Here is a 15,899-nt window from a genome sequence, read left to right as displayed (position 1 = left end):
GCTCTCCCTTCGGTCTCAGGGATTGTTGCTGCCGGGAACCACGTTTTTCAAGCGGTCGCCGACACTGGGGGCCTGTTGCCCGCTGCTGTTGTCGAACACACGATAGAAGCGGATCTCGGGCTCGTCCAGCGAGCCGGTGACGTGCATTCGAGCCGAACTCAGTCGTTCCAGTTCGTTGTTGAACACGCGCTCGGTCACGTAGATGGCGGCGGCGGCCTGCGGAGACACGCCGGCCAGCAGGGCCACCAGCGGGAAGGTACTCGACAGGGGCACTGTCATCACCATGTCGACGTCCAGTTGATCCCGTATCAGGTCGGCATCGCCGCTGAACCGGAATTTGGTGGCCGGACCGTCAATCACGAGCTTCTCGCCGACCCGAGCGAAGCCCCGGTCGAACAGCAGTTCACCTTCGATGGTGTCGTAAGTGATGCCATCGCGGATCAGATCCGAAAAGTCCAACGCCAGGCGACGCAAGACCCGGGTGAAGTTGAGCAGGCCGATGAGTTTGACACCTTCGTATTCGTCCAACTCAAGTATGGCGCCGTTGTTCAACTGCAGGCCGATGCGGCCGCGCAGGCGGGCGAAATCGAAGAACGCCGGGCTGCCGGCCCAGTCGAGATCCAGCTCGAACTGCCCGTTTTCACTGACCAGAACCGGGGCATAGCCCCAACTGCGCAACAGGGTATTGATATTACCGGTGGTCACGTCGCCGTCGAAACGGCTGCGATGGGCGGCGTCCTCATAGCGCCACACCAGGGTGCCGCCCAGGCGCGCACCGGTCATGTCGCCGACCAGATTCTCCGCGCGCACTTCACCCTCGCCCTGCACCACTTCCGCCCGCCAGTTGCCGAAGTCCCGGTCGTCGATCGACAGCTGGGCCACCTGGATGCTCATGGCCGGCACATCGCTGGGCCGGGCCTGTCGCAGCGGGTCGACTTCATCCTCCAGCTCGGTCTCGTCCGGTTCGGTGCCATCGGGCGTGGTCAGCGACAGGAAGGCGATATCGGCGAACAGGGGTTCGTCTTTGTGCGGAATCAGGATGCGACCGCGCCCCTCCCGGGCCTCGACATTGGCAAGCCAGGCGTCGCTGTTGCGCTGTACCTGGACGGTCGGCTCGTTCCAGTCCAGGCCGAGGTAGGTCCATTGCCCGCCCGACAGATTGATTTCCCGCACCCAATCGGTCTGGCTGGCATCCACTTCGCCGCTGTTCTCGGTTGTGTAGTGCCCGATGACGCTGTCGATGGCATTCCACCAGGCTTCGACGTCCGCCCGGTCCAGATGGGCGTCGAAGAAAACGCCGCTGTCATCGTGCACCTTGAGCGGCCGACCCAGTGCGACACTGCCCCGCTGCAGAGTCTGGTTGGCATCGAATTCGAAATAGGCGTCCAGGTCGCGGTTGTAGTCGACATCAAGGCGCATCCAGTCGCGTTGGTCGAAGCGGATACGCAGGGCCAGTTCCTCGGCTTCGTTCGCGGCTTTACCCAGGGGTTCGGGCGCATCCAGGGGCAGGTTCAGCAACGTCGAACGAATGTTGATGTCGGTCCCGTCGGGCTCGATGCGAATGCGAGCCTCGGCCGGCACCCGGTAGGCCTGGGCCGCCAGCCAGGGATCACCCAGCCAGCGCCCCCAACCGTCCAGCGGCGTATCGCCCTCGACGTCCAGTTCAACGGCCATGCCCAATTCGTTTTCTTCCGTTCGCAAGGCCAGCCGGTGAGGCGTGCCGAACACCTGACCGATCAGTTGCTCGGCGAAGAGCCCCTGGCGGTCGTTGTAATTGATGTCCCCTTCAATCCCGCGGATGTCCAGATCGTATTCCGGCATAACCAGTCGGGTACCGTCGAGTCGCCCCGTCAGACGGACTTCCGGAACCCCGCCATCGAACGGGACGGACAGATCCAGCCGGGCACGGGCCCGGCCTTCGGTCCGCCAGTCGTCCACGACGCCCTGACCCAGCTCGGCCAGAGGGCCATCCTGAAAGAGGGCCAGCGCCTCGCCACTGTCGCCGGTAGCGTCCAGTGTCATGTTCACCCGGTTGTCCTGGAACGGCAGACGCAGGGTTCCCTGCTCCAACTCGATGCCGCCCATTCGGCCCGTCTCGGCCGAGACCGTCAGCGAGGCCAGATTGAGGCCGACACGACCACTCCCCTGCTCGATCACCGGCCAGGCTTCATCGAATTGCACTCGGGCCTGATCGAAGCGACCGGTCAAGCCGATTTCAGCCTGCACCGGCCTGCCTTCGCGAAACCCGCCGGCATAGACAAATTGGAGGTCGCTCAGATCGGCCGCCAGGAGGTTGTCGCGAATCCAGGGTTTGGCGATCGGACCGATCTGTTCATCGGGGGTCAGACGGACCGCCCAGTCTCTGTCGGCTTCGGGGGCTTCGATGGCCAGCCTTAGATTCACTTCCCGCTCACCGTCGGCAACGACGGACGGTGGCGGCAAATCGACCTGCCAATGATTGCTGACCGATACCGGGTTTTCCTGACCTGCGTCCGGCGCGACCCGGCCCTGGTTCCGGCCTTCCAACTGAACGCCGAGACCGGGCCACCAGCGCGCGTTCAGATGCCCGTTCAACCGATTGAACCGGAAGTCGCCCCGGTACAGGTCCGGCAGGGCCACAGTGACGTTCGGTTGGTCGTAATTCAGGCGGGCCACCGGACCCTCGACACGCAAGTCGCCCTGGATACGATCGATGCCGGGAATACCGGCATAGGGCCGCAAAGTGGCCTCGGTGACCTCGGCCGTCAGGCGCAGGCTTTGCCAGTCCTCGGTGTTGACGGTGAGTTTGCCCTGCCGCAATTGCCCGGTCGGGAACGCATTGGACCAGAACCGGCTGCCATCGTTCAGCGCCAGCCAGCCACTGAGCGGCGCGACCGGCAGCCGGTCCCATTGCGCCTGCCACTGGGTGCCCCGCTTACTGAGCCGCGCCTTGACGGGAGCGCTGTCACGCGCTGCCCGCCCGCCGACTTGCAGTCGATGCCCCAGGTGATTCACCCAAAGATCGAACCCGTTGGTGGTGCGTTCGGCATAGAGCTCGGTTTCGATATCGCTGAGGACCAGATCGGACTCGGTACCCGCCAGACGCGTGCGATCGCCGAACAGTCGCACCGTCAGATTCTGCCAGCTGTTATTCTCAAGATGGGCCCAGTACTCGCCGGCCATGTGCAGTTCGGACATACCCGGCCAACGCGTCGCCAGCCAGGGCGCAAAATCCAGTTGGCCGTGACGGGCATAGAGCTCGACGTCGTAGTCACCGGCTTGCAACGTGCTTTCCAGCTGCAGTTCCAACGGCACTTCCAGGTCGTTATACAGCAAGCGGGCGTTGGCGCGCAGCCAGTTGTCCTCGCCATAGCCGGTCATCCGTCCCTGATCCATCACCACGGTCATCCCCGGCAGATACCGGGGTTCGATTTGCAGCCGTACTTCCTCGAACATGACCTCCCGCTGCTGGCGCAACAGGGCACTGAGTCGGTCGATGGACAGGCGGTCACCCGGGCTGGCCCCGGTCAGACCCGTCATGCGCCAGCCGTCCGGTTGTTGCTCCAAACGGGCGATGAAACCGGTCAACTCGAAGCGCTTGAATACCGGCGATAAATTGACCAGGGATTGCAGCAGGGAAGGTTCCACCAGAACACGTCGTACCGCCAGCGTATCGCCGATGCGAACACGCTCGGCGATCAGAATGGGATTGAACTGACGCCATTCCCCGGTCAACTCACCGATGCTGACATCGGTGCCCAGTTGCTGGCTCAGTATCGCCTCGACCTGATCGGTGTAGCGTTCGATGTAGGGAAAAAACTGACGCCCCAGTGCGAGGTAGGCCGCCACCAGGAGCACCCAAAAGGCCGCCACCTTCAGCAGAACGGTGCCCAGGGTTTTAAAGAATGATGAGGCGGCCATGACGATGCTCAACTACACAAATAAAAAGAAACCGGCCCGGCTATGGCGGCGGGCGAGCGATGACCGTTATTGCAGGATAACGTCGAATTGTTCCTGGGTGTACATCGGCTCGACCTGAAAACGAATCGGCTTGCCGATAAAATCCTCCAGGTCGGCCACGTTGGACGATTCCTCGTCCAGCAACCGGTCCACCACTTCCTGCGAGGCCAGTACCAGATACTGGTCGGTATTATAGGCGCGTTCCTCGCGCAGGATTTCACGAAACACTTCGTAGCAGACCGTTTGCGCGGACTTTACACGGCCACGGCCGTTACAGACACCGCAGGTCTCGGTCAGCATGTGTTCGAGACTTTCACGCGTGCGCTTGCGGGTCATTTCGACCAGGCCGAGTTCGGAGACGCCGGTGACCTTGCTCTTCGCATGGTCTTTTTCCAGGTATTTTTCCAGCATCCGCAAGACCTGACGCTGATGCTCGGAGTCTTCCATATCGATGAAATCGATGATGATAATGCCGCCCAGGTTGCGCAGCCGCAATTGACGAACAATGGAGGTCACCGCTTCGAGGTTGGTCTTGAAAATCGTCTCCTCGAGGTTGCGGTGCCCGACAAAGGCGCCGGTGTTGACGTCCACCGTGGTCATGGCTTCGGTCTGGTCGATGATCAGGTAGCCGCCGGATTTCAGATCCACCTTGCGCCCGAGCGCACGGCCGATCTCGTCCTCGACCGAGAACAGATCGAAGATGGGCCGCTCTCCCGGATAGTACTCGAACACCGGCTCGACTTCGGGCGTGTACTTGCGCACAAAGTCGATGACTTTGGTGAAGGTTTCCTTCGAATCGATGCGGATCTTTTCGACATCGGCGCGAACCAGGTCCCGTGCGACGCGCAAATACAGCGGCAGGTCTTCGTAGATGATCGCTGGCCCTTCGATCTCCTTGATGCGCTCGCCCAACACCCGGAACACCCGCTTCAAATAATTCAGGTCGGACTGTATCTCGGCTTCGCCGATGCCTTCGGCCGCGGTGCGCAGTATGTAGCCGCCCTTCTCGATCTCCTCGTCGGCTTTCACCTTGGTGACCAGAGTGCGCAGCCTGTCCCGCTCTTCATCGCCGTCGATGCGTTGCGACACGCCGATGTGATTGGTGTCCGGCATGTACACCAGGTAGCGGGAGGGAATGGACAGGTGGGTGGTCAGACGGGCGCCCTTGGTGCCGATCGGGTCCTTGATCACCTGGACGGTGATGGACTGACCTTCGCGCACCAGCGACTGGATCGGTTTGTGGGCGTCGTTCTCGCCCCGGCTCTGATCGATGTCCGAGGCATGGATAAAAGCGGCCCGGTCCAGACCGATATCGACAAAAGCGGCCTGCATGCCGGGCAGTACCCGCACGACCTTACCACGATAGACGTTGCCGACGATGCCGCGTGTCTGGGCACGCTCCATGTAGAGCTCCTGAACCGCGCCGTTCTCCACGACCGCCACCCGGGTTTCCATGGGGGTGACGTTGACCAAAATCTCTGAATTCATAACCGGTATCCTTATTGGTTTGACCCTCTCCGACGTGTCGGACCACCCCAACCCCTTTCCCAGCGGGAGAGGGTTAGGGCGGTCCGACGCTTCGGGAGGGACAATCTGTTCTCACACCGACGCCAACGCTCCGGACCAGACCGGTACGCCCTGTGCCGTCAACATCTGGGCCATCTCGCGCAGCGGCAGGCCGACAATGGCCGAATAACTGCCCTCAATCCGTTTGATAAACACCGAGGCCAGCCCCTGTACCGCATAGCCGCCGGCTTTGTCCGCCGGTTCACCGGTTTCCCAGTAGACGCGGATCTGATCCGGCATCAGGTCCGCGAACACCACGCGTGAGGTGACGATGCGCACGTCGATGTGTTCGTGCGTTGCCAGCGCCACGGACGTCATGACCGAATGGGCGCGACCGGAGAGCTTTTCCATCATATCGGCGTAGTCGTCGTAACCGGTCGGCTTGCCCAGAATGTCGCGATCGACCACGACGGCGGTATCGGAGCCGATGACCAATGCGCCGGATTCGCCACGCTGGGCCAGGGTGTCGAGGCCGGCCCGGGCTTTGTCCCGGGCCACGCGGGCGACATAGTCCTCGGCCCCTTCCAGGGTCTGTATCTGCTCGTCGACCTCGATCGGCAGCACCTCGAAGGTCACCCCCAGCGAGGCCAGTAATTCTTTGCGACGTGGCGATTGGGACGCCAGATACACCGTCATGCGCACTCCTCGATCAACATGGCTTTCATTGCACCCGCAAGCGGATCTGCAGTGCCCGCATCATCACGAAGATCCAGGGCCACAGCAAGGCCGATACCACCGAAGGTATCAGATGCATTTCACCGGTGATGCCGGTTGTGAACAAATCCTTGCACCATTGCACCAGGATCTGGCTGATGGCAATGATCAGGAAGACGACCAGGGCCTGCTGCAACAACGGGTACATGCGCAGTCGCTGATGCAGCAAGAGTACCAGATAGGCCAGGGTACTGTACGCCAGCGCGAAGGTGCCGAGGAAGGTCCCCATCAGGACATCCTGCAGGAGCCCGATGCAAAAGCCGACGAAAATGCCGACCCGTTCGGGCAGAACCAGTACCCAGAAGATCAGGAACAGACCGACCCAGTCCGGACGGGCCAGGGCGAACATCTGCGGCAACGGCACCAGGGCGAGCAAATAGGCGATAAAGAAGCTGACCGGAATCACCCAGAGGGCATTGGCGGGACGGGGATTCATTCGTCGACCTCCGCGTTGTCCGATTCGGCATTGGCGGTGGTGGCGGCCTCTTCGTCGTCGCTCTCGCGCTCGAACACCAGCAACAATGACCGGCTGCGGGCCAGTTGTGCCAGCGGCTTGGCGCGGATATGGGCAAAGGGCTCACCGGGATCGTGCTCAATGGCCTGCACCTCGGCCACCGGATAACCTTCCGGGAAACGGCCCGCCAACCCGGAGGTCATCAGCAAGTCTCCGATCTTGATATCGGCCGTATCAGGAACGAACTCCATCTGCAGCACGTTCAGATCGCCGGTGCCGACCAGGATGCTGCGCATGCCGTTACGATTGACCTGTACCGGCACCGCATGGTTGGCGTCCGCGACCAGCAGGACACGGGCGGTCAGGGAATTCACCTGGATGACCTGGCCGAACAGACCGGTGGCGTCCAGCACGGCCTGACCGACGTAGACACCGTCCTGGGCTCCGCGATTGATGATGACCTGATGCGTGAACGGATCCGGATCGACACTGATCATTTCCGCCGTCACATAGGCGGCGTCGAAACGCTCGGTGGCCCCCAGCAGGCGGCGCAGACGCTGATTCTCGGCCTGCAGGACGGCCAACTGCTGCACTTTCTGGCGCAGCACCAGAACCTGGCTGCGCAGAGAGCGATTCTCTTCCAGCAGTTCGTCGCGCTCGGCGAAGGTGCGGCTGGACCATTCGACCATGTCGGTCGGCAGACTGATCAGCGACTGGACCGGCGACACCAGGTACGACAACGACTGACGCAGGTAGTCGACCTGGGTGAAGCGGGCATCGAGGGTCATCAGCGCAAAGGATATCAGGGCCGCCACCGCCAAGCGGTAGCCGTGCTGTGGTCCGGCGGAAAACAGCGCTTTGATGACTTAATCTCCCATCAATGATCAGTCGCTGAAGAAATCGAAGACGCGCTCGTCCATCATTTCCAGGGCACGACCGCCGCCGCGGGCGACGCAGGTCAATGGGTCGTCGGCGACCAGTACCGGCAGGCCGGTCTCTTCGCTCAGCAACTTGTCGATGTCGCGCAGCATGGCGCCGCCACCGGTCAGGACCAGGCCGCGTTCGGCGATGTCCGAGGCCAGTTCCGGCGGGGTTTGCTCGAGTGCGCTTTTCACCGACTGAACGATGGCGGAGAGGCTTTCCTGCAGGGCTTCGAGCACTTCGTTGCTGTTCAGCGTGAAGCTGCGCGGAATGCCCTCGGCCAGGTTACGGCCACGCACGTCGATTTCGCGAATCTCGGTGCCCGGGTAGGCGCAGCCGATTTCGATCTTGATGCGCTCGGCCGTGGCCTCACCGATCAGGGAGCCGTAGTTGCGACGGATGTAGGCGACGATGGCCTCATCGAAACGGTCGCCGCCGACACGGACGGATTCCGCATAGACAACACCGTTCAGGGAGATCACGGCGATTTCGGTGGTACCGCCACCGATATCGACGACCATGGAACCCCGGGCTTCCTCGACCGGCAGGCCGGCACCGATAGCGGCGGCCATGGGTTCCTCGATCAGGAACACTTCGCGGGCACCGGCACCGAAGGCCGACTCGCGAATGGCCTTGCGCTCCACCTGGGTGGATTTACACGGCACACAGACGAGGACACGCGGGCTCGGCGCGAACCAGGAATTCTCGTGAACCTTGGAAATAAAATGCTGGAGCATTTTTTCGGTGACGTGAAAATCGGCGATGACACCGTCCTTGAGCGGACGGATCGCCTGAATGCTACCGGGCGTGCGGCCCAGCATGCGTTTGGCTTCCTCACCGACGGCGGCGACGGTTTTCTGGTTGCCGGTCAGCCGGACCGCCACGACGGAGGGCTCGTTCAGCACGATGTCACGGTCACGGACGTAGATCAGCGTGTTGGCGGTACCCAGGTCGATCGAGAGGTCGCTGGAGAATAATCCCCGAATCTTTTTAAACATGTTGAAACGTTTCCAGTTCTGAACAATGCGCGGGGGGTATTGGGCGTGGGGACTCCTGTCAAGGCTCCCTGATGGCAACCCATGATTAACTGTTACTATCAACCCCATTAAACAGCCCCGCAATGTATCAATGGCAGGGATTTTGGGCAAGCTGTAAATATGATAACTTAGCACCATCAGACATTTAGCGTCGTCTTTTACAGAGTGTTGGCATGTTTTTCGGGTTCGTGCCCGACGCCGACCGGTATTCGACAGCCAAGCCCGCCCCACTCCTCGCCCGTCCAGCCTCGCTTTTCCGCGTTGGCCTACGGCCGCAGTATGCCGGCGGCGGCTTTACCTTTTTGAATCAAGGAGATCCACAACGATGAGCCTAGACCGCTCCCAGGTGGAAAACGTGGCCCAACTGGCCCGTTTGCAGGTCACCGACGACGAAATGCCGGACACCGTCGCCAGTCTGTCCAGCATTCTGGACCTGGTCGACAAAATGCAGTCCGTCGACACCGATGGCGTCGAACCGCTGTCCAACCCGCTGGACGCCACCGCGCGGCTGCGCGCGGACGAAGTCACCGAAGAAAATCACCGTGACGACTATCAAGCCGTGGCCCCCAGCACCCAGGACGGCCTCTACCTCGTACCCAAAGTGATTGAGTGAGCCAGGACAGCCCATGCACGATAAAACCCTGAAACACCTGTCGGACGGACTGGCCAGCGGCGAGTTCAGCAGCACCGAGCTGACCCGGAGCTACCTCGACGCCATCAAGGCCAAAAACGGCGACCTGAACGCCTACATCACCGTCACCGAAGAGCAGGCCCTGGCTCAGGCCAAGGCCGCCGACGAACAACGCGCCGCTGGCAACGCCGGCCCGCTGACCGGCATCCCCATCGCCCACAAGGACATCTTCTGCACCCGGGGCGTACGCACCAGTTGCGGCTCGAAGATGCTCGACAACTTCGTCGCCCCCTACGAGTCCACCGTGACCGAACGGCTGGCCGAGGCCGGCACCGTCATGCTCGGCAAGACCAACCTCGACGAATTCGCCATGGGCTCCTCCACCGAGTCCAGCTTCTACGGCCCGACCCGCAACCCCTGGAACACCGAGACCATTCCCGGTGGTTCCTCCGGTGGCAGCGCCGTCGCCGTATCCGCTGGCCTCGCCGCGGCCGCCACCGGCACCGACACCGGCGGCTCCATCCGCCAGCCGGCCGCCCTGTGCGGCATCACCGGCCTGAAGCCGACCTACGGCCGCGTCTCCCGCTGGGGCATGATCGCCTTCGGCTCCTCGCTCGATTGTGGCGGCCCCATGACCCGCACCGCCGAAGACGCCGCCCTGATGCTCAACGCCTTCGCCGGCTTCGACCCGAAAGACTCCACCAGCATGGAGCGCGACGTCGACGACTACTCCGCCCGGCTGAACCAGCCGCTTAAAGGCCTGCGCATCGGCCTACCGAAAGAATACTTCGGCGACGGCCTGGACGACGGCATTCGCGCGGCGGTCAACGACGCGGTCAAGACCCTGGAATCGCTCGGCGCCGTGGTCAAGGACATCTCCCTGCCGCGCACCGAACTGTCGATTCCGGCCTACTACATCATTGCCCCGGCCGAAGCCTCGACCAACCTGTCCCGTTACGACGGCGTGCGCTACGGCTACCGGTGCGAAAACCCGACCGACCTGCAGGACATGTACATGCGCACCCGCGCCGAAGGCTTCGGTGCCGAGGTCAAACGACGCATCATGGTCGGCACCTACGCCCTCTCGGCCGGCTACTACGACGCCTACTACAACAAGGCCCAGCAACTGCGCCGCCTGATCCGCGACGACTTCCAGACCGCCTTCGACGAAGTCGACGTCATCCTCGGCCCGACCACCCCGTCACCGGCCTGGAAAATCGGCGAAAAGGCCAACGACCCGGTCTCGATGTACCTGGAGGACATCTACACCCTGTCCACCAACCTCGCCGGCCTGCCGGGCTTGTCGCTGCCCTGCGGCCAGGTGGGCGGCCTGCCGGTGGGCATGCAGGTGATCGGTAACTATTTCGACGAGAGTCTGCTGTTGAATATCGGACATCAGTTCCAGCAGAACACGGACTGGCATACAAAAACACCTAATTGAGAAGGGCCCAACGATGGAATGGGAAACCGTCATCGGACTGGAAATTCACGTACAACTGTCGACCCAGTCCAAGATTTTCTCCGGCTCCAGCATCCGCTTCGGCGCCGACCCGAACACCCAGGCCAGCCTGGTCGACCTGGCCATGCCCGGCGCCCTGCCGGTATTCAATGAAAACGCCCTGCGCAAGGCCGTCGCCTTTGGCCTCGCCATTGACGCCGAAATCGGCAAGCGTTCGGTGTTCGACCGCAAGAACTACTTCTACCCCGACCTGCCCAAGGGCTATCAGATCACCCAGATGGATCATCCCATCGTCGGCAAGGGCCATGTCGAGATCGTCCTCGACGACGGCACCACCCGTACCATCGGCGTGACCCGGGCGCATCTGGAAGAGGACGCGGGCAAATCCCTGCACGAGGACTTCGAAGGAATGACCGGCATTGACCTGAACCGGGCCGGTACCCCGCTGCTCGAGATCGTCTCCGAGCCGGACCTGCGCAGTGCCAAGGAAGCCGTGGCCTATCTGAAAAAGATCCACAGCATTGTGACCTACCTCGGCATCTCCGACGGCAACATGGCCGAAGGCAGCATGCGCTGCGACGCCAACGTCTCGGTCCGGCCCAAGGGTCAGACCGAATTCGGCACCCGCACCGAGATCAAGAACGTCAACTCCTTCCGTTTTGTCGAGAAGGCGATCAACCACGAGCTGCAGCGCCACATCGACGTGATCGAGGACGGCGGCACCATCGTCCAGGAAACCCGCCTGTACGACTCGGACAAAAACGAAACCCGGTCGATGCGTTCCAAGGAATTCGCCAACGACTACCGCTACTTCCCGGAACCGGACCTGCTGCCGGTCGAGATCGACCACGACTACATCGAAGCCGTGGCCGAACACCTGCCGGAACTGCCGGATGCCAAGGTCAAACGGTTCATGGACGAGCACGGCCTGTCGGAATACGACGCCAATGTCCTGTCCCAGAGCCGGGCGATGGCGGACTATTTCGAACAGGTCGCCAAGATCACCGGCGATGCCAAGCTCGCAGCCAACTGGTGCCAGGGCGAACTGGCGGCACTGCTCAACCGCGACGAGCGGGACATCACCGACAGCCCGGTCAGTGCGGAATACCTGGGTCAATTGATCCAGCGCATCCAGGACAACACCATCTCGAACAAGATTGCGAAGAAGGTGTTCGAGGCTGTCGCCAAGGGCGAAGGTTCGCCGGACGAGGTGATCGAAGCCCAGGGTCTGAAGCAGGTGACCGACACCGGCGCCATCGAGGCGATGATCGACGAGGTCATCAACGCCAACCCGGATCAGGTGGAGCAGTACCGCAGTGGCAAGGAGAAGGTATTCGGCTTCTTCGTCGGCCAGGTGATGAAAGCATCCAAAGGACAGGCCAACCCGGGACAGGTGAACCAGATCCTCAAGGAGAAGTTGAAGGGGTAGGTTTGGTTGGCCTTTGTGCCAGGGGTCTGGTGCGGTGGTTGATTTGACTTCCTGCGGCTCGGTGGAATTGAGTGGCCATCGCCCGCCCCAGGGGTGGGGGTAGCCTCTCCTGGGGTCGCTGTGAATACATCCCTGTAAGCTTGACCACAGGATATGAATCCCATCCATGGGATTCACCCTTCGGGCTCGCTGCGCTCATGCTAAAACGCTCCTGGCGTTTTAGTCCCTGCTGCGGACATCCCCTGGAGGGGCTACCCCCACCCCAGGGGCTACCATCACCGACAACTCAACCTACCTTCCACTGTAGGGTGGGCACCGCCCACCATCACTTATTGGCAAAAACGTCAACGACTGTCTACAAGTAGGTTGGATTAGCCCGAAGGGCGTAATCCAACAACCCTACGGTGGCACAAAACAATACGCCTGCGGGTCACGAATCCCTGGCACGATCCAATGTCGGATTACGCCCTTCGGGCTAATTCGACCTACGAGGCACCTACTTTCGTACCCGGAGCTGAGCAACCACGGAACCGAGCACGGGGTGGCGGGTGCCCCTCTGGGGGACGTCGGACGACATGGATGTCGTCCGCCGAGCTTACAGGGACGTACTTGCAGCGACCCCCTGAGGGGTTCCCGCCACCCCGTGCGGAACCATGGACACACAACTCAACCCAACCACCGTAAGAAACCACATCAAAACCCAGTAACAGATTGTTACAAACTCCCAAAACCCCACGTTACGGGGCCTCGCGGCTGTCAATACCCGACGGGTAAAAAAACCCCTTGGAGCACTACAATTAGTGCTCTAGAATGCCGCCAAACACTACAAGTAGTATTTCGTTAACCCCAGCAACCAGGGACACAGCGACATGACCGGAAACACTCAAGTGGAGCGTGACAACTGCGTCAGCATCGATTATCAGCCGGCTTCTCTCGACATCTGGGACGCCAAATATCGCCTGAAAAACGGCCGTGGCGAACCGGTGGATGCCGATCTGCATGCCACTTTCGCCCGGGTGGCGAAAGCACTGGCCGAGGTCGAGGACACCAAGAAAAAGCAGACCGAGTGGAGCAAGAAGTTCCTCTGGGCGCTTGAAAACGGCGCGATTCCCGCCGGACGCATCACCTCCAACGCCGGTGCCTGGGAGCACAAGCCGGCGACGTCGACCATCAACTGCACCGTTTCCGGCACCATCGAGGATTCGATGGACGGCATCCTGCAAAAAGTGCATGAAGCCGGTCTGACGCTGAAAGCCGGGTGCGGTATCGGTTACGAGTTCTCCACGCTGCGTCCGCGCAACGCCTTTGTTTCCGGTGCCGGCGCCTATACGTCCGGTCCGCTGTCCTTCATGGACATCTACGACAAGATGTGTTTCACCGTTTCCTCCGCCGGCGGCCGTCGCGGCGCCCAGATGGCGACCTTCGACGTGAGCCATCCGGATGTGCTGGATTTCATTCGCGCCAAGCGCGAAAACGGCCGTCTGCGTCAGTTCAACCTGTCGCTGCTGATCACGCGCGAGTTCATGGAAGCCGTCCTCAACGACGACGAATGGCCGCTGGTGTTCCCGGTCAGCCAGGAAGAGATCGATCGCGACCGGCTCGACGTCAACAACCCGGATCAGGTCATCTGGAAAGACTGGCATGTGAAGGAAGGTTATGTCGTGGGCGAGGAAGGCCGCGTCGCCCATCGCGTCTACAAGAAACTGAAAGCGCGCAATGTCTGGAACGTCATCATGACGTCGACCTACGACTACGCCGAGCCGGGCTTCATCCTGATCGACAAGGTCAACGAGATGAACAACAACTGGTTCTGCGAGACCATCCGCGCGACCAACCCGTGTGGCGAGCAGCCGTTGCCGCCCTACGGCAGCTGTCTGCTGGGCTCGGTGAACCTGACCAAGTTCGTGGAAAACCCGTTTACGCCCGAAGCCCGTTTCAACTGGGACAAGTACAACGAAGTCGTCAGCATCTTTACCCGCATGCTGGACAACGTGGTCGAGATCAACGGCCTGCCGCTGAAAGAGCAGCAGGACGAGATTTACAACAAGCGCCGTCACGGCATGGGTTATCTGGGCCTGGGGTCCACCATCACCATGCTGGGCATGACCTACGGCGACGAAGACTCCATCGCTTTTACCGAAGAAGTCACCAAGGGCATGGCGTTGACCGGTTGGCGCACAGCGCTCGACCTGGCGAAAGAGAAAGGCCCCGCGCCGATCCTGGAGCAGGAATTCGAGATCACCCCGGAAATGGCCCGCCTGCGTCCGGAGTTGTTGCAAGACGGTTACCAGGTCGGCGACAAGCTGCCCGGTAAGCTGCTGCACGCCAAATACAGCCGTTATATGCAACAGGTCGCGCAGGAAGATCCGGAACTGGTCGACCAGTTGGCGAAGGTCGGTGCCCGTTTCACGCACCACTCGTCCATCGCGCCGACCGGCACCATTTCGCTGTCGATCGCGAACAACGCCAGTAACGGCATCGAGCCGAGCTTCGCGCACCACTACAGCCGTAACGTGATCCGCGAAAAGAAGAAGTCCAAAGAGAAAGTCGATGTCTTCTCCTTCGAACTGCTGGCTTACCGCAAGCTGATCAACGAAAAGGCGATGCCGTACACCGAGGACGAGGACGCTCAGCTGCCGCCCTACTTCGTGACGTCCGACGACATCACGCCCAAGCAGCACGTCGACATCCAGGCTGCCGCCCAGATCTGGATCGACTCGTCGATCTCGAAGACGGCCAATGTTCCGACCGACTACAAGTTCGAGGACTTCAAGGACATTTACCGCTACGCCTACGAAAAAGGCTTGAAGGGCTGCACCACCTTCCGTTTCAATCCGGAGGCTTTCCAGGGCGTGCTGGTCAAAGAGAAAGACCTGGAAAACACCACCTACCGCTTTGAGCTGGAAGACGGTGGTGTGCTTGAAGCCAAGGGCAATGAAATGATCGAATACGACGGCGAGACCCACACCGCCGCCAACCTCTACGATGCACTGAAAGAAGGCTATTACGGGAAGTTCTAAGGATGACTGAGATGAAAAAGATCGAGAAACCCATCGTTGGCTACCAGGTCATCACTCCCGAGAAGCGGGCCGAGGAAGCCAAGGCCAAAGAGGAAGCCGAAAAAGCGGACATCGTGCACATGCACGAGGCCGTCCAGCGCCCGGAGGTGCTGATGGGCTCCACCTATAAAATCAAGACGCCGTTGTCGGAGCACGCCCTGTACGTGACCATCAACGACATTATCCTGAACGAAGGCACCGAGCACGAACAGCGTCGCCCTTACGAGATCTTCATCAACTCGAAGAACATGGAGCATTTCCAGTGGGTGGTGGCGTTGACGTTGTTGATCTCGGCGGTCTTCCGCAAGGGTGGCGACATTACCTTTATTGTCGATGAGCTGCGTGCCGTTTTCGATCCACAGGGCGGCTACTTCAAGCGCGGTGGCAAGTTCATGCCGTCGCTGGTAGCCGAGATCGGCGAGGTGATCGAAAGTCACCTGAAGACGATCGGCATGATCGAGGACGAAAGTCTGAGCGAGCATCAGCAGGCGCTGATCAAAGAAAAACGCGCCCAGTACGAGGCCCGCAAGGCGGCTGAAAACAGCGGCACCGAGACCGACAAGGGCGATTTCCCGCCGGACGCCCAGTTGTGCAACAAGTGCAACACCAAGGCCGCCATCATCATGGACGGCTGCCTCACCTGCCTCAACTGCGGCGATTCCAAATGCGGTTGATGAGTGACTGACATGT

The 15,899-nt window shown here is 61.1% G+C and carries 11 protein-coding genes; 5 read left to right on the top strand and 6 right to left on the bottom strand.

Annotated features, from left to right (window positions below; all coding sequences use genetic code 11):
• Positions 1–15 precede the first annotated feature (15 nt).
• The 6 genes from IE111_RS16740 to IE111_RS16715 form a co-directional block, all read right to left on the bottom strand.
• The gene (locus IE111_RS16740; protein ID WP_189610830.1) at positions 16–3,900 is read right to left on the bottom strand and encodes a YhdP family protein; all 3,885 of its coding nucleotides are present in this window, start codon (positions 3,898–3,900) and stop codon (positions 16–18) included.
• A gap of 66 nt (positions 3,901–3,966) precedes the next feature.
• Positions 3,967–5,427 (bottom strand): ribonuclease G, encoded by a 1,461-nt coding sequence (gene rng, locus IE111_RS16735; protein ID WP_189610828.1) that lies wholly within the window; start codon positions 5,425–5,427, stop codon positions 3,967–3,969.
• A gap of 111 nt (positions 5,428–5,538) precedes the next feature.
• On the bottom strand, positions 5,539–6,141 hold the full coding sequence (locus tag IE111_RS16730) for a Maf family protein (protein ID WP_189610826.1): 603 nt from the start codon (positions 6,139–6,141) through the stop codon (positions 5,539–5,541).
• A gap of 25 nt (positions 6,142–6,166) precedes the next feature.
• Complete coding sequence (mreD, locus tag IE111_RS16725; RefSeq protein ID WP_189610824.1) at positions 6,167–6,655, bottom strand: rod shape-determining protein MreD; 489 nt, start codon at positions 6,653–6,655, stop codon at positions 6,167–6,169.
• The gene (gene mreC / locus IE111_RS16720; RefSeq protein ID WP_189610938.1) at positions 6,652–7,527 is read right to left on the bottom strand and encodes a rod shape-determining protein MreC; all 876 of its coding nucleotides are present in this window, start codon (positions 7,525–7,527) and stop codon (positions 6,652–6,654) included. The genes mreD and mreC overlap by 4 nt, the downstream gene beginning before the upstream one ends.
• 30 nt (positions 7,528–7,557) lie before the next feature.
• Entirely contained in the window at positions 7,558–8,592 is a 1,035-nt protein-coding gene (locus IE111_RS16715) for a rod shape-determining protein (protein WP_189610821.1), read from the bottom strand.
• A 364-nt stretch (positions 8,593–8,956) separates the two neighbouring features.
• Between IE111_RS16715 and gatC the strand changes: the two genes are divergently transcribed.
• From gatC to IE111_RS16690, 5 genes are all read left to right on the top strand, one after another.
• Positions 8,957–9,244: an Asp-tRNA(Asn)/Glu-tRNA(Gln) amidotransferase subunit GatC gene (gene gatC / locus IE111_RS16710; RefSeq protein WP_189610819.1), complete on the top strand. Its 288-nt coding sequence runs from the start codon at positions 8,957–8,959 to the stop codon at positions 9,242–9,244.
• Positions 9,245–9,257: 13 nt separating this feature from the next.
• Positions 9,258–10,703, top strand: coding sequence for an Asp-tRNA(Asn)/Glu-tRNA(Gln) amidotransferase subunit GatA (gene gatA, locus IE111_RS16705; RefSeq protein WP_189610817.1), 1,446 nt, complete (start codon positions 9,258–9,260; stop codon positions 10,701–10,703).
• A gap of 13 nt (positions 10,704–10,716) precedes the next feature.
• Positions 10,717–12,150 (top strand): Asp-tRNA(Asn)/Glu-tRNA(Gln) amidotransferase subunit GatB, encoded by a 1,434-nt coding sequence (gene gatB, locus IE111_RS16700; protein ID WP_189610815.1) that lies wholly within the window; start codon positions 10,717–10,719, stop codon positions 12,148–12,150.
• An 869-nt stretch (positions 12,151–13,019) separates the two neighbouring features.
• Positions 13,020–15,170: an adenosylcobalamin-dependent ribonucleoside-diphosphate reductase gene (locus IE111_RS16695; protein ID WP_189610813.1), complete on the top strand. Its 2,151-nt coding sequence runs from the start codon at positions 13,020–13,022 to the stop codon at positions 15,168–15,170.
• Between the two features lie 2 nt (positions 15,171–15,172).
• Positions 15,173–15,883 carry a TSCPD domain-containing protein gene (locus IE111_RS16690; protein WP_189610811.1) on the top strand — a complete coding sequence of 237 codons (711 nt, stop codon included), beginning with the start codon at positions 15,173–15,175 and terminating at the stop codon, positions 15,881–15,883.
• Positions 15,884–15,899 lie beyond the last annotated feature (16 nt).

Source organism: Saccharospirillum salsuginis, from assembly GCF_014651855.1.
In the GTDB taxonomy this organism is placed as follows: Bacteria; Pseudomonadota; Gammaproteobacteria; order Pseudomonadales; family Natronospirillaceae; genus Saccharospirillum; species Saccharospirillum salsuginis.
This window is presented reverse-complemented; position numbering and strand designations above follow the sequence as displayed.

What these genes read in the sequence shown, in the direction of transcription:
- gatB (WP_189610815.1), top strand. Translation starts at nt 10,717, where the DNA reads ATGGAATGGGAAACCGTCATCGGACTGGAAATTCACGTACAACTGTCG.
- gatA (WP_189610817.1), top strand. Translation starts at nt 9,258, where the DNA reads ATGCACGATAAAACCCTGAAACACCTGTCGGACGGACTGGCCAGCGGC.
- IE111_RS16740 (WP_189610830.1), bottom strand. Translation starts at nt 3,900, where the DNA reads ATGGCCGCCTCATCATTCTTTAAAACCCTGGGCACCGTTCTGCTGAAG.
- rng (WP_189610828.1), bottom strand. Translation starts at nt 5,427, where the DNA reads ATGAATTCAGAGATTTTGGTCAACGTCACCCCCATGGAAACCCGGGTG.
- IE111_RS16730 (WP_189610826.1), bottom strand. Translation starts at nt 6,141, where the DNA reads ATGACGGTGTATCTGGCGTCCCAATCGCCACGTCGCAAAGAATTACTG.
- gatC (WP_189610819.1), top strand. Translation starts at nt 8,957, where the DNA reads ATGAGCCTAGACCGCTCCCAGGTGGAAAACGTGGCCCAACTGGCCCGT.
- IE111_RS16695 (WP_189610813.1), top strand. Translation starts at nt 13,020, where the DNA reads ATGACCGGAAACACTCAAGTGGAGCGTGACAACTGCGTCAGCATCGAT.
- mreD (WP_189610824.1), bottom strand. Translation starts at nt 6,655, where the DNA reads ATGAATCCCCGTCCCGCCAATGCCCTCTGGGTGATTCCGGTCAGCTTC.
- IE111_RS16715 (WP_189610821.1), bottom strand. Translation starts at nt 8,592, where the DNA reads ATGTTTAAAAAGATTCGGGGATTATTCTCCAGCGACCTCTCGATCGAC.
- IE111_RS16690 (WP_189610811.1), top strand. Translation starts at nt 15,173, where the DNA reads ATGACTGAGATGAAAAAGATCGAGAAACCCATCGTTGGCTACCAGGTC.